Below are 14,147 nucleotides of genomic sequence, written 5' to 3'. Positions count from 1 at the left end.
TGTTCATTAAATAGTGGAATAGCTTGATTTGTTAATGTTGAGGTTGGATTCTAAAGGAGTAGAGCAGGTTCATGGATTCTAAACAACGGTCAGTGTCTCGTTTAATTGCTCATGCGGGGCAAATGCTACTGGCTCATGGTGCTGAAAGTACATTGGTCGGCGATTTAATGCGTCGTTTTGGTATTGCGGCGGGTATGGATGAAGTCGAAGTTTCACTATCGGCAAGCTCCATTGTTGTCACGACGGTTTACCAAGAGCACTGCATCACGACTGCGCGTCGTTGCCCTGATCGCGGGATAAATATGCGTGTCATCACACAAGTGCAACGGATTTGCATTATGCTTGAGCGCGGTATCATCGACTACTCGATGGCAAAGAAAAAACTCAACCAGATCAGCCCGGAGCGTTACAACCGATGGTTGGTTGTGTTTATGATTGGCTTATCCTGCGCGGCATTTAGTCGCCTAGCAGGAGGGGATTGGACGGTGTTTGTCATGACCTTCATCGCCTCTGCTATCGGGATGGTGGTCAGGCAAGAAATCGGTCATCGCCATTTCAACCCTTTGATGAACTTTGCGGCGACGGCTTTCGTTACTACGGCTGTCTCGGCACAAGCCGTGATTTATAACCTTGGCAATGCTCCTTTTGTAGTGATGGCTTCTTCGGTTTTAATGTTGGTTCCTGGCTTTCCTTTAATTAACTCGGTCGCAGACATGCTCAAAGGTTACATCAATATGGGCATAGCGCGCTTTGTGATGGCCAGTTTATTGACCTTGGCTACCTGCCTGGGCATCGTTGCCGCGATGAGTTTGGTTGGCGTGTGGGGGTGGGTACTATGATGACTTTTGAACTATTGCTCGGTCTTCTTAATGACATGGCGTTTGCGTCAATCCCCGCAGTCGGTTTTGCATTGGTATTCAACGTTCCGCAAAGGGCTTTAATCTATTGTGCTTTGGGTGGTGCGATTGGCCATGGTTCACGTTATTTAATGATGCAGTTTGGTGTGCCGATTGAGTGGGCTACTTTTTTCGCGGCGATGATCGTCAGTATGGTCGGCATTCATTGGTCGCATCGCTTTCTTGCGCATCCTAAGGTCTTTACGGTAGCCGCTTTGATCCCAATGGTGCCAGGTGTGTTTGCCTTTAAAGCTATGATCGCCTTGGTGGAGTTGAACCACCGTGGTTACAGTCCAGAGCTCGTTGCGATGCTGATGGAAAATTTCCTTAAAGCGATGTTTATTATTGCAGGATTAGCGGTTGGCTTAGCGATGCCAGGGTTGCTATTCTATCGCCGCAAACCCATTGTTTAAGGTCGTTAGGCCAAGCAGAATCCAGGAGTATTAGGAATGATCATTAGTATGATCGCCGCAATGGCACAAGATAGAATCATTGGTAAAGATAATCAGATGCCTTGGCATTTGCCAGCGGATTTCGCTTGGTTTAAACGCTGTACCATGGGGAAACCAGTGGTGATGGGGCGTAAAACCTATGAGTCGATAGGGCGTCCTTTACCTGGACGTCAAAATATTGTGATCAGCCGCGATCCAAGTTTAGCGATTGATGGTGTTGTAACAGTGACATCGATTGACGACGCGATTCAGGCCGCTGGTAATGTTGAAGAGGTGATGATCATTGGCGGTGGTACGATTTATGAAGTGTGCCTGGCCAAAGCTAACAAACTTTACATTACACATATTGATGCAGAGGTTGAAGGTGACACTCAGTTTCCCGAGTGGGGCTATGAGTTCAAAGAGACTTATTCCGAGCAATACCCAGCCGATGAAAAGAACGCGTATGATATGCGATTCGTGGTATTAGAGAAGTAACTTCATACTGCTAAATATGTCGTACAAGGCCAGTGTTTCACACTGGCCTTTTCTATTTGGGTCTATAGAGCAGGCTGGGTAAAGAACTGTTTATCTTCCCATCGCAACATGGTCAAACTGCCACCCCAGACACAGCCAGTATCTAAGCCGATGGCATCTTTTCCATGGTAACCTTCTAGGGCCGCCCAATGGCCAAACAAAATGGTTTTATCGAGCATGACGCGATCTTTGACTTCAAACCATGGAACTAATCCAGCTTGGTCGACGTTTTCTGGAGGCAGCTTACATTCCATATCGAGACGACCATTGGCAAAACAGAAACGCATTCGGGTATACGCGTTAATGATATAGCGATAACGATCTAATCCTGTCAGGTCTTCGTCCCAATAGTCAGGCTGGTTGCTATACATGTTTTCAATCAACCATTGCCAATTGTCGCTTTGCAGAACCGCTTCGACTTCTCGTGCGCTTGAGCGCGCTTGTTCTAGAGTCCATTGAGGCGATATTCCTGCGTGGCACACTACGAACTCGTCGTGTTCAGCAAGTAAAGGTTGGCTTCGTAACCACGCTAACAATTGGTTTTTATCCTCCGCAGCAAAGATAGCGGCGGTTTTATCTTTGTTCTTTACTTTATGTATGCCTAGCGATACCGCTAAAAGATGCAAGTCATGGTTACCCAGTACAACTTTTGCACTGTTTCCTAGTGACTTAATAAAACGAAGAGTTTCAAGAGATTTAGGGCCGCGTGCGACTAAATCTCCGGCAATCCAAAGTGTGTCTTGCTCGGAATTGAAATCGACTTGCGCAAGAAGATGCTGCAACTCATCAAAGCAGCCTTGGATATCACCAATAATGTATGTGGACACAAGCTTATCCTAAATTGAGATTAGTTGAGAATATTGGGAAGAGCGAGGCGAAAAGGATCGATGTCCGCCATGAACTCTTGGCCATTCTCATCCTGCATTATGTATTGACCTTGCATCACGCCAACAGGTGTCTCAAGAGCTGTACCACTGTTGTAAGTGTATTCATCATTGGCAGAAATAAAGGGTTGTTGACCTACAACACCTTCTCCTTCTACTGTCATCTGTTTTCCGTTGGCGTCAGTGATCAACCAACGGCGACCGATGAGTTGAACGGTCTGAGAGCTGAGGTTCTTTATGGTAATGATGTAGGCAAATACGTATCGCTTAGCATCGGGCTGAGATTGCTCAGGAATGTATTTGGTATGGACTTGGACTTTTATACAAGGGGCGGATTCCATTTTAACTCCTGCTTAAAGCCAAAAAATAGAGTTGTCGCCGTCAAGCGTACAACTCTAAGTATATGAAGATTATTTATGATTTGCGTCTAGCCAGTTAGCTAAATCAACAAATTGCTCTAGTGTTAGGTTCTCTGGTCGCATGCCCGGGTTGATGCCAAGCTCTTCCAGTGTTTCTGCGGCAACCAGGCCTTTGTAGCAGTTTCTAACTGTTTTACGGCGTTGGTTGAAACCATCACGACACACACGCTCTAACCAGCTAAGGCTAGTCGCTGGGTAAGGCAGTTCTTCGTACGGCACGAGGCGAACAACCGCAGAATCCACTTTCGGTGGTGGGACAAACGCGGTTGGCGGCACTTCTAACACAGGTACAACTTTACAGTAGTACTGCGCCATGACCGTTAGACGACCGTATGCTTTAGAACCAGGGCCAGCCGCTAGACGGTTAACCACTTCTTTTTGCAACATAAAATGCATATCTTGAATATCTTTATGGTATTCAAAAAGGTGGAACATCAGCGGGGTCGAGATGTTGTATGGCAGGTTACCAAAGATACGCAGCTTGTTATTTGGTTTTACTAGCTGTGTGAAGTCAAAGCGCATGGCATCGCCTTCATGAATTGTCAGCTTATCTGCGAGTTCTGGATGGTTACGCAAGCGATCTGCCAAGTCACGGTCAAGTTCAATCACCGTAAACTTATCGACTTCGCGTCCAACAGGTTCTGTGATTGCACCTAGGCCTGGGCCGATCTCAACTAGGTTTTGACCAGGTCTAGGGTTAATTGCAGAGACAATACCGTCGATAATATATGGGTCATTTAAGAAGTTTTGACCAAAGCGTTTACGCGCTTTGTGCCCTAGATGGACATCATTTCTCATAATTTTCTCAAGTTAACTGGTTTTCTTTTCCACTAGCTCAATCGCATGAGCCAGCGCAGTCCTAAAACTTCCTGTATCCGCATCGCCTGTCCCTGCAAGGTCTAATGCGGTTCCGTGATCAACGGAAGTCCTAATGAAAGGCAGGCCTAACGTGATATTCACCGAACGCCCAAAGCCTTTGTATTTTAGTACAGGGAGCACCTGATCGTGGTACATCCCTAGCACAGCGTCAGCATCTTGAAGGTACTTCTCATTAAAGATAGTGTCCGCTGGAAGCGGCCCAATCAAGTTAATGCCATCACGCTGCTGCAATTTTTCTAGTGTCGGGGTGATGGTTTCTATTTCCTCGTTGCCGAGACAACCATCTTCACCTGCATGCGGATTCAATCCACATACATAAATTTTAGGTGACGGGATAGCAAACTTTTCCACTAAATCTTTGTGCAGAATGTGGATGATTTTTTCCAATCTTTCTTCTGTTACCGCTTTCGATACGCTTGCCAGAGGAATATGAGTGGTGACTAATGCGACGCGTAATCCTTCTGTCGCGAGCATCATCACAACCAGTGGAGTATTGGATTTTTCCGCAAAAAACTCGGTATGCCCACTGAACGCTACCCCTGCACGGTTAATAACCCCTTTGTGCACAGGGCCGGTGACAATAGCATCAAATTCACCATTCATACAGCCCAAAGCCGCTCTTTCTAGGGTTTTTAATACATAGTGACCATTGGCTTCATTGAGGGTACCAGCGACGGCCGTTTCTGCTAGCGGAACGTGTTCAACAATGAGTGTCCCCGCTTGCTGAGGCGCTGCGGTTTGTGTTGCATCATAGTCGATGAGGTCCACTTTGATACTGAGTTGTTCCGCGCGTGCTTGTAGCATGCTCTTGTCTGCACAAACGACAATCTGGTGAGTCCAGTCCTCTTTAGACAATGCGAGAACGAGATCTGGGCCAATACCAGCTGGCTCGCCAGCGGTAACGATAATACGTTTAACGGTCATTTTCGCTATCCTCTACCATTTCAATGTAGGCACTGGCTCGCAGCTCTTGTAACCACGCGCTCACTTCTTCATTAAACTTACGATTGAACAAAATGCGATACGCTTTGTTCTTTAATGCGGAATCGGTACGGTCGACTTGACGGCGATCCAACACTTCGACGATATGCCAACCATGCACGGTTTTAAATGGTTGACTGATTTGACCGATTGGTAGCGTATCCACTTGGTGTTTAAACTCAGGAACGTAGATGTCAGAGGTTTGGTAGCCGAGTTTACCGTTTTGGGCAGCCGAGCCAGGATCTTGGCTGTATTGCTTTGCCATTTCGCCAAACGTTGCTTCGCCTGCACGAATACGTCGAATGATATCGTTGAGCTCTCTTTGTACACCTTCATCACTTAGGATCACGGTTGGGCGGATCAGGATATGGCGGGCATTAATCTCTGTCACCGCTACGGTTTCAAGGCCTTTTACATCTTCGATTTTTAATATGTGGAAGCCGACACCGCTACGAAATGGTCCAATCACGCTGCCTTTATTCTCTAGATTGATTTGGTCGGCGAAAATGGTCGGCATTTCTTCTTTTCTCATCCAGCCCCAATCACCACCTTGCAATGCTTTCGGTCCTTTAGAGTAGGTGTAAGCCATGGTGCTAAAATCGGAGCCCGCATTCAGCTTATCAACGATCTCTTGTGCTTGCGTTTTTTTTGCTGCAGGGTCATCACCGTCATTGAGTCGCAATTGAATATGACCAATTTTATATTGCACAGTGGCATTGGTTTCTTTCGCGAGAATATTGGCTAAGTTGTCCACCTCCGCAGGAAGGATGTTAATACGGCGGCGAACGAGTGCGTTGCGAGCTTCACTGGCGGCGATTTCCTTACGGATTTGCTCACGAAATTCAGAGTAAGTAAGGCCTTCTTCGGCTAAAGAGGCGGTCAGCTGCTCAACGGTTTGGTTGTTTTGCTTGGCAATATCGTCAATAGCGGTGCTCAGACGGCTGTCATCTATGCGCACACCAATACGTTCTGCTTCTTGCTGCTGGAGCGTATCAATGATCAGCTTTTCAGTCACTTGCTGACGCAGTACGTCATGGCTTGGTAGCGCTTGATCGCTCTGTTTTGCATTTGCTTTGAGGGCTTTAATGGATGTGTCGATATCACTTTCTAAAATAACGCCACTATTAACGATGACGTTAATCTTATCCAGCTCGACAGGCTCGGCATTGGCAAATGTGAAATGACTGACCGCAATTAATGCAAGCAGCGACTGTTTCCAAAGTTTCATTTGTGTTCCTATCCATTGATTCGTTTGCTGCGGTTAGACAGCAAACGGGGAAATTAGTTGTTCAAGAAGAATGGGCGGCCATAGCCTAGTGAGTTATCACTGCTGCCAGAAATGCCACCAACTTGAGTGCCGAATCCAACAATACCGATGTTAATACTGAAGTTGCTCTCGTAGTCAGGCTCTGCGGCTGGGTAACTGGTAAATTCTGGTTCCCAAGTTCTAAGCTGATTGCTGTAAGAAAATCCGACGTACCAACAATCTGATGTGTAGCTGACTTGGCCAAGCCATTCTATCGCTTGGTCGGTGGTTAAGTCGTAGAAGTATTGGACATTCGTATCCCAGTGTCTGGACAGTTTATAGTTGGCCAATAGTCCAACTTGAGAGATGCCATCTTCGGTAATCGCATCCAGATCACCCAGGCTATCCCCTAGCGTATTATTGATGTACTCGCGCGTTACGTAGCGGTAGTTACCTTGGACATACCCCTTATCAAAGCGATATTCCAGCGTACTGTTTCCGGATTGAACGCTATTGGTGTCGATATCGTATTGAATACCACCATGATAAAAAATGGCGTCATTGTAGTTGAAGTCCATCTCTACAGCCCAGGCTGAATAATTTGATGGGCTGTCAGAACTGATGTCTAAACGGTTGGCTTTATCAATGTATAAGATTTGACCAAAAGAGAGGCTAAGGCGCTCTTTATAGTTGTCATCGTAGAAACGAGTACTCGCACCATAACTGAGCTGATTTGCCCCTTGGATTTTATCGACGCCGCTGTATTTTCGGCTGCGGAAGAGTCCGTAATAATCGCTTTGTAGCAACGTCGTATCGTAGTTAGCGATATTATTTTGCTCTTCTTCCGGGATATACAAATACTGGATTTTCGGCTCTAGGGTTTGCGTGTAATTGTCTAAAACAACCGTATCACGCTCCAATATAATACCAGCCACGGTTCTAAACTCTGGAATGACACGTGACACATTCTCTTCCAAATCTGGGTCACTCACACCATCAAGCTCTTGTTGATAGTAAGTCCCTAATACGCGAGCTTCCGTCGTCCATGAGCCCCAAGTGGTGCCGATAGGTAAGGAAATACCTGGTTCAATGTGAACACGTGTGGCTGATGGCTTCCCTTTGGCGTCGGTGTCAAAGCGCGTTACATGGCTTATCACATCAAAGTCAAAGGCATTGAGCAGCTCTGGCGCGTAATAGTTAAACGAGAGCTGAGGGAGAATCCGGTAGGGGAGGTTATCTCTTTCCGTCAGTACCTGGAAGTCACGGCTGAGTAATTTGGCATCCCAATTATTGGTACGATACTGAACACTGCCTTCTTGCACGAGCTGGCCGTCTTCTCGACTACCAATATTGGAGTCTAAATCCGTGAAATAGTTGATATCACTAACCTGAGAGTAATCAATATGAAACTTCCAAGCTTGCTGATAAATACCGCTGTGCGTGTATTGAACGCCCCAGCGGTCTTCTAACTCTGGGTACTTCTCGTCATCGGCGAGGTATTCTGCTTCCAACTGGCCTTGGCCAAATGCAGAGAGATAGCGGAATTTATTGTTTAGCTGAACGCCACGCTTTTGCATGTACTTCAGCGTGGTTTCTAAATCGTAGTTGGGCGCGATATTCCAGTAAAAAGGCACATCGATTTCAAGGCCATCACTAGAACCGTAAGAAATAGTTGGGTACAAGAAGCCTGTTTTACGTGTGTCGCCAATAGGTAAGGTTAAGTAAGGCACATAGAAAATTGGCACATCCAAAACCTCGAAACGAGTGTTGTAAAATGTAGCTTCTTCTTCATTTTGATCAATCTCGATATCTGATGCGAGCATTCGCCAAGCATTATCGCCTTCTGGGCAAGAAGTAATGCTGCCATCTTCAATCTCGTACACCGCTTTGCCCGTTTTTGAAACGTAGACCGCTTCCCCGCGGCCCGATTCACACAGGAATTGGTATTGCGTGTTTTCTAGCGTGACATCGTCGGTGTTTAGGTTGTTCGTGACCTTATCGGATGTGGCTTTTACTTGACCGTCACTGAATGCGACATGTCCTTCTGCCACGATGATGTTTTCTTTTTCATGCAGCGTGACTTGATCGGCCTGCACACGTTTTTTACCCTGAACGACGACCACATTGCCGCTGTAGGTCGCTTTATCTCCGCTGATCGCTTCTAAGCTATCAGCTTCAACAGTTACGGGTTGTTGATTTGGGTCTTCAGGCTCGTGTTCGTCGATCAAACATTGATCTATAGCGGGCAGTTCCTGCACACTATCGTCTAACATAGCTTCTGCTTGAGTCTGAGGCACAAAAAGAGCTGCACTGATTGAAGCGGCTAATAGGGTGCGGGAAAAAGGTGACATCGAGTTTTACTATCCTGTTGATCTTGTTATTTCCGGTTATCGATTCCCAGCCGTTCCAGAGAGTTAACCTCTTGGCTTTTAGGTTACCGAAATAAAAATAAAACGGTGCTTATGATAAAGGAATTTGTAGCTAACAGCACTATCAGACCGCTTTACGATGAAAAAATTCATAGATTGAGAGCACATAATGCATATTTTTGGCAAAATTTTAGGGGGCTTTTTTGGCTTTCTTTTTGGCAACTTGTTCGGTGCGCTGTTAGGCGTATTTATCGGCCATCAGTTTGATAAAGCTCGCCGTTTAAGAGACGCTGGTTTTAATTCAGGGTTTGGCGGAGGGCCAAGTCAGGCCGAGCGGCAAGAAGAGTTCTTTAAAGCGGCTTTTGCTGTGATGGGGCACTTGGCAAAAGCTAAAGGTCAGGTGACACGACAAGAAATTGAATTAGCCAGCACCATGATGGATAGGATGAATCTACATGGGGAACAGCGTCGAGCCGCACAAGATGCTTTCCGAGAGGGCAAGGGGGCAGATTTTCCTTTAGAGACCGTCCTGCAAAGAGTCCGAATTTCAGCGGGAGGGCGTTTTGATTTAATGCAGTTTTTCCTTGAACTGCAAATTTCCGCGGCGTTTGCGGATGGCGAAATTCACCCTAGTGAGCGACAAGTATTACACAAGGTGGCAAAAGGGTTAGGTTTCTCATCTGAACAACTTGAGCAACGTTTGCGAATGCAAGAAGCGGCGTTTCGATTCCAACATGGTGGATTTGGCGGCCATGCTGGTGGGGGACAATCTCATCAGTCAGGAGGGAGCTGGCAACAAGCCTCGACGGCGGATCAACTGAGTGATGCGTATAAAGTCTTGGGCGTTGATAGTAGCGCGGATGCGAAGGCGGTGAAGCGAGCGTATCGTAAACTTATGAATGAGCACCATCCAGATAAGCTGATGGCTAAAGGCCTACCACCAGAAATGATGAACGTGGCCAAAGAGAAAGCACAAGAGATCCAAAACGCCTACGACTTAATTAAGAAAGCTAAAGGCTTTTAAGCTGATTGAGTTAATGTAGTGCTTAAGAAGAAAAAACATCGCTCATGTCTTTGAGCGATGTATCGCGTCGAAAATCTTACCTTAGAGACAGTATTGAAAATAAAGCGTGTTTGTTGCACGTGGATCATTATCTACAACTAGTATGAATATGAACACGCATTGCTAAGGTCAATACAATGAGAAATACTTCCCTTACAGTCAGTCTTGCTATGACACTGTTTTCTTCTTCAGCGCTATCAGCAACGGATTATCAACTTGCTACAGATCTATCCTCGGTAAGCTTTGCCACCATTAAAAAGCAATTTGTGGTAGAACCCGCGACCATGAGTTTATCGTCAGGCTCGCTTAATGAGAATGGTCAATTCCAAGTGGTGGGTGATGTGAAAAGTGTGAGCACCGGTGTCCCTATTCGTGATACACGGTTAAGTGAATTATTCTTTAACGTTGCAGCGTACCCTCAGGTTACGGTTTCTGGTTCAGTCGACTGGAAAGCAATGTCTAGCGGCCCACAAAAAATGACTATTCCTGCCGAGGTGACAATGTATGGCACTACTCACATGATGGAATTCCCGGTTATCGTGATAAGTGCAGAAAGTGCTATCACCGTTAGTTCATACTCTCCGGTCATCGTAAACGCGGAGGATTTTGGTATTCCTGCAGAGAGCTTAACCAAACTATCAGCGACCGTTGGGGATATTCCTATCTCTACTCAAGTGCCTCTTAGCGTCACGCTGACCTTTATGAAGTAGGGTAACGGCAAAGCCTAATGATCTCCTCATTAGGCTTTGATTGTTTGTGCCATACATCTTTTTTACCTAAAGAGAGAGATTCTCAATCGTTGAGGATACTCTTTTCGCATCTTCTGTTATTTCATCAATGATTTCTGATGTTTTTGCTGTGTGATTTTCACCAAGCGTGGTTTTTTCGATCACGGTTTGTAATTTGCTATCTAAATCAGACGTGATTTTGGAGTTATCATTGATCACATTGGTGATTTCTTCGGTTGATTTTGATGTTCTCGCCGCCAGATTACGCACTTCATCTGCTACGACAGCAAAGCCACGTCCTTGATCGCCTGCTCGTGCGGCCTCGATAGCTGCGTTGAGTGCGAGCAAGTTGGTTTGCTCTGCAATTGCGCTAATGGTTGATATGATCTCTTCAACATTTTTTGACTGTTTGTTGAGATCTGACACTAAGTGGTTGATGTCTTCCACTGACTGGTTGATTGCTTCAGAGGTTGATAAGAGGTTAGTGACGTGGTGCTTGCCTTGGATCGCAGAGTTTACGGTTTGCTGGGCGATTTCTAGCGATGTGGTAGCGGCTTCATTGACCTTCATCGCTTTATCTACTCGCTCAGTAATGTCGCTGGCGAGCTTAATGATCCTCACTACTTTACCAGCATGATTGTAGATAGGGTTGTAGGTAGCTTCTAGCCAGAGCCTTCTGCCCATTTTATCTATACGCTGAAATAGCCCTTGTTTAATCGCTCCAGAACTGAGTTCGTTCCAGAAATTGGGGTTGTCTTGGTAGAATTCAGGTGTGCAGAATATTTGATGGTGTTGCCCTGAAATTTCTTCGGCTTGGTAGCCCATACAGGCTTGAAAGTTCTTATTGGCGGTAATAATTGTGCCGTCAGGTTCGAAGTCTATGACGGCCAAAGACTTATCTAAGGCACTCAGCAGAGCTTGGTTTCTTTCTCGTTCTTGCTGTTCGGCCGTTACATCCGCTGCGACTTTTGCCACATATTCGACATTGCCAGCGTGTGAGGTGACAGGGAAGTAGGTTGCTGCCAGCCAAATAGCCGTGTCTTGCTTGTTCTTGCGAATGAATCGGCCACTTTGAGGTGTTCCATTCGCAAGGTCATGCCATAGCTGTCTGTAATTTGGTTTTTCAACATCTTCTGGAAAACATAGAAAGCTATGGTGTTTTCCAAGTACCTCGTCCAAAGAGTAACCTGTGACCGCAAGAAATTGTTCATTAGCGTACAAAATAACGCCTTCTGGCGTGAACTCAATGTACGGGACTGTGTTTTTTAGCGATTCTCTAAAATTAGCGGCTGCTACCAGCTCTGTATCTAATTCAGATCTTTCTTTTGATTGTGTGCGTTTGAAGCCAAACATCCGTGTTTCTCCAACACCGTAGTCATTAATACTTGTGAAATGAGTTTAGTAGGACATCGGGCAACTGCAATTAAGTGGGGGATGAAAATTGCGTTTACGGAGTATTTCGTACTGAAATTGCGCCTTAGACATATAATTTAGGTGTAAGAAGAGAAAAGGCGTAGTAGGTATTAACCTGCTACGCCTTTCTAAATATGGTGGCCCCTCGCAGACTTGAACTGCGGACCAATCGATTATGAGTCGACTGCTCTAACCACTGAGCTAAGGGGCCTTTGTAGGGCACTGATTATAGGGGATGAAGATTATGCTGTCTAGACAGGTAGTGGGGTAATTGCGCTTAGTTTTTATCCATTTAAATCAGATAAATACTAAAAAGGTGAGCCATAGCTCACCTTTTAATCATATAAACCAAGAGTTTGGTAAATTACTCATCTAAGAAGCTGCGCAGAGTTTCTGAGCGGCTTGGGTGACGCAACTTACGTAACGCTTTCGCTTCAATCTGACGGATACGCTCACGAGTAACATCGAACTGCTTACCCACTTCTTCCAGAGTGTGGTCAGTATTCATGTCGATACCAAAACGCATACGCAGTACCTTCGCTTCACGAGGAGTCAGACCTGCCAGTACATCTTTCGTTGCGACTCTTAGGCTACCTGAGGTCGCTGAGTCTAATGGCAGCTCTAGCGTGGTATCTTCAATGAAGTCACCTAGGTGCGAATCTTCGTCGTCACCGATTGGTGTTTCCATTGAGATTGGCTCTTTCGCGATCTTCAGTACTTTACGGATCTTATCTTCTGGCATTTGCATACGTTCAGCCAGTTCTTCCGGTAACGGTTCACGACCCATCTCTTGCAGCATTTGGCGAGAGATACGGTTCAGCTTATTGATCGTTTCGATCATGTGAACCGGAATACGGATTGTACGCGCTTGGTCTGCAATTGAACGTGTGATCGCCTGGCGAATCCACCAAGTAGCGTAAGTAGAGAACTTGTAACCACGACGGTATTCGAACTTATCTACTGCTTTCATCAAACCGATGTTACCTTCTTGGATCAGATCCAAGAATTGTAGGCCACGGTTGGTGTATTTCTTCGCGATAGAGATAACCAGACGCAAGTTCGCTTCAACCATCTCTTTCTTCGCGCGACGAGCTTTCGCTTCACCGATAGACATACGACGGCTGATGTCTTTAATGCTTTGAACCGTTAAAGATGTCTCTTCTTCAAGGTGTTTTAGCTTAATGATTGAACGACGAATATCATCTTCGCTACGACGAATTTTTTCAGCGTAAGGTTTATCAGACGCTAAAATCTCATCTAGCCATGCGTCGCTTGATTCATTACCAGTGAATAGGGCAATGAAAGACTTCTTAGGCATTTTTCCATATTCAACAGACGCTTTCATGATCAAGCGCTCTTGAGTACGTACTCGTTCCATGGAAGTGCGCAGCTCATTCACTAGGTAATCAAACTGCTTTGGTGTTAGACGAAACTCTTTGAATACGTCCAGCACTAGCTCGTGAGCAATTTGTGCTTTAGGGCTTTCTTTGCCGTACTCATTACAAGCCAGCTGGAAATTTTGGAACGTATTACGAAGTGCTGTGAACTTCTCTAGAGCAAGTTCAGGGTCAATACCTGTATCTTCCTCTTCGTCAGAGTCGTCTTCATCTTTTTCTTCATTCTCATCGGCGTCTTCTTCGTCTTCATCTTCAAGATCAGATTCAGCGAGTTCAGAACCAATGTGGGTAGCAGTTGGTGCAGTTGTTTCTTCTGCATCAGGGTCAACAAAGCCTGTAATCAGGTCAGTCAGGCGAAGTTCTTCCGCTTGGATTTTGTCAAACTGCTCAAGAATGTAAGGGATTGTGCCTGGATACTCAGCCACTGCGTTTTGAACTTGGTTAATACCATCTTCAATACGCTTAGCGATGTCGATCTCGCCTTCACGAGTTAGTAGTTCAACTGTGCCCATTTCGCGCATGTACATGCGTACTGGGTCAGTTGTGCGGCCGATTTCGTTCTCTACGCTTGACAGTGCTGCCGCAGCAGCTTCTGCTGCATCTTCATCGGTGATAGTCTCATCGTCATTCAGAGCCAGATCATCAGCATCTGGTGCTGTTTCTACAACACGGATACCCATGTCGTTGATCATCTGAATGATATCTTCTACCTGCTCTGAATCTACGATTTCTGCTGGCAGGTGGTCATTTACTTCTGCGTAGGTCAGATAGCCTTGTTCCTTGCCTTTAATGACAAGCTGTTTTAGCTGTGACTGCGGATTTTGATCCATAGACGGTATCCAACTTAGTATCTGGTGAAGGAATTAGTATGCGAGTTGCAAACCACACATAGTAACAAATTAAT

General features: G+C 45.8%; 13 protein-coding genes and 1 tRNA gene. 5 read left to right on the top strand and 9 right to left on the bottom strand.

Features of this window, described 5'->3' with window-relative positions; translation table 11 throughout:
- The first annotated feature begins 71 nt into the window (after positions 1 to 71).
- Genes VNE01S_RS08800 through folA form a run of 3 tightly spaced genes read left to right on the top strand, consistent with a single transcriptional unit; the run spans position 72 to position 1,825 of the window.
- Positions 72 to 839, top strand: a complete 768-nt coding sequence (locus VNE01S_RS08800; protein WP_053394234.1) for a threonine/serine exporter family protein — start codon at positions 72 to 74, stop codon at positions 837 to 839.
- On the top strand, positions 836 to 1,309 hold the full coding sequence (locus VNE01S_RS08795; RefSeq protein ID WP_053394233.1) for a threonine/serine exporter family protein: 474 nt from the start codon (positions 836 to 838) through the stop codon (positions 1,307 to 1,309). The genes VNE01S_RS08800 and VNE01S_RS08795 overlap by 4 nt, the downstream gene beginning before the upstream one ends.
- Before the next feature lie 36 nt (positions 1,310 to 1,345).
- Positions 1,346 to 1,825 (top strand): type 3 dihydrofolate reductase, encoded by a 480-nt coding sequence (gene folA / locus VNE01S_RS08790; protein ID WP_053394232.1) that lies wholly within the window; start codon positions 1,346 to 1,348, stop codon positions 1,823 to 1,825.
- A gap of 62 nt (positions 1,826 to 1,887) precedes the next feature.
- On the opposite strand, the gene apaH is transcribed toward folA, so the two are convergent.
- From apaH to lptD, 6 genes are all read right to left on the bottom strand, one after another.
- On the bottom strand, positions 1,888 to 2,691 hold the full coding sequence (apaH, locus tag VNE01S_RS08785) for a bis(5'-nucleosyl)-tetraphosphatase (symmetrical) ApaH (RefSeq protein WP_053394231.1): 804 nt from the start codon (positions 2,689 to 2,691) through the stop codon (positions 1,888 to 1,890).
- Positions 2,692 to 2,711: 20 nt separating this feature from the next.
- Positions 2,712 to 3,089, bottom strand: coding sequence for a Co2+/Mg2+ efflux facilitator ApaG/CorD (apaG, locus tag VNE01S_RS08780; protein ID WP_053394230.1), 378 nt, complete (start codon positions 3,087 to 3,089; stop codon positions 2,712 to 2,714).
- 69 nt (positions 3,090 to 3,158) lie between these two features.
- Positions 3,159 to 3,965, bottom strand: a complete 807-nt coding sequence (rsmA, locus tag VNE01S_RS08775; protein WP_053394229.1) for a 16S rRNA (adenine(1518)-N(6)/adenine(1519)-N(6))-dimethyltransferase RsmA — start codon at positions 3,963 to 3,965, stop codon at positions 3,159 to 3,161.
- 12 nt (positions 3,966 to 3,977) lie between these two features.
- Positions 3,978 to 4,970 (bottom strand): 4-hydroxythreonine-4-phosphate dehydrogenase PdxA, encoded by a 993-nt coding sequence (gene pdxA / locus VNE01S_RS08770; RefSeq protein WP_053394228.1) that lies wholly within the window; start codon positions 4,968 to 4,970, stop codon positions 3,978 to 3,980.
- Entirely contained in the window at positions 4,960 to 6,255 is a 1,296-nt protein-coding gene (surA, locus tag VNE01S_RS08765) for a peptidylprolyl isomerase SurA (RefSeq protein ID WP_053394227.1), read from the bottom strand. Before surA ends, pdxA begins: the two co-directional genes overlap by 11 nt.
- Positions 6,256 to 6,308: 53 nt before the next feature.
- A complete protein-coding gene (gene lptD / locus VNE01S_RS08760; protein WP_053394226.1) occupies positions 6,309 to 8,624 on the bottom strand; it encodes an LPS assembly protein LptD in 2,316 nt (771 codons plus the stop codon).
- Between the two features lie 187 nt (positions 8,625 to 8,811).
- On the opposite strand from lptD, the gene djlA reads away from it, so the two are divergent.
- Together djlA and VNE01S_RS08750 are read left to right on the top strand one after the other, a co-directional pair.
- Positions 8,812 to 9,666, top strand: a complete 855-nt coding sequence (djlA, locus tag VNE01S_RS08755) for a co-chaperone DjlA (protein ID WP_053394225.1) — start codon at positions 8,812 to 8,814, stop codon at positions 9,664 to 9,666.
- Positions 9,667 to 9,842: 176 nt separating this feature from the next.
- Positions 9,843 to 10,415, top strand: a complete 573-nt coding sequence (locus VNE01S_RS08750; RefSeq protein ID WP_053394224.1) for a YceI family protein — start codon at positions 9,843 to 9,845, stop codon at positions 10,413 to 10,415.
- Between the two features lie 66 nt (positions 10,416 to 10,481).
- Here the strand turns inward: VNE01S_RS08750 and VNE01S_RS19700 are convergent, their stop codons facing one another.
- The 3 genes from VNE01S_RS19700 to rpoD form a co-directional block, all read right to left on the bottom strand.
- Positions 10,482 to 11,786, bottom strand: a complete 1,305-nt coding sequence (locus tag VNE01S_RS19700) for a methyl-accepting chemotaxis protein (protein WP_053394223.1) — start codon at positions 11,784 to 11,786, stop codon at positions 10,482 to 10,484.
- 195 nt (positions 11,787 to 11,981) lie between these two features.
- Positions 11,982 to 12,057: transfer RNA gene (locus tag VNE01S_RS08740), tRNA-Ile, on the bottom strand.
- A gap of 153 nt (positions 12,058 to 12,210) precedes the next feature.
- Complete coding sequence (rpoD, locus tag VNE01S_RS08735) at positions 12,211 to 14,073, bottom strand: RNA polymerase sigma factor RpoD (RefSeq protein ID WP_053394222.1); 1,863 nt, start codon at positions 14,071 to 14,073, stop codon at positions 12,211 to 12,213.
- Between the last annotated feature and the right edge of the window lie 74 nt (positions 14,074 to 14,147).

Origin of the sequence: Vibrio nereis NBRC 15637, from assembly GCF_001591105.1 — a bacterium.
Lineage (GTDB): Bacteria > Pseudomonadota > Gammaproteobacteria > Enterobacterales > Vibrionaceae > Vibrio > Vibrio nereis.
Note: the sequence above shows the minus strand (reverse complement) of the source record. Positions and strands in the feature narration are given on the sequence as shown.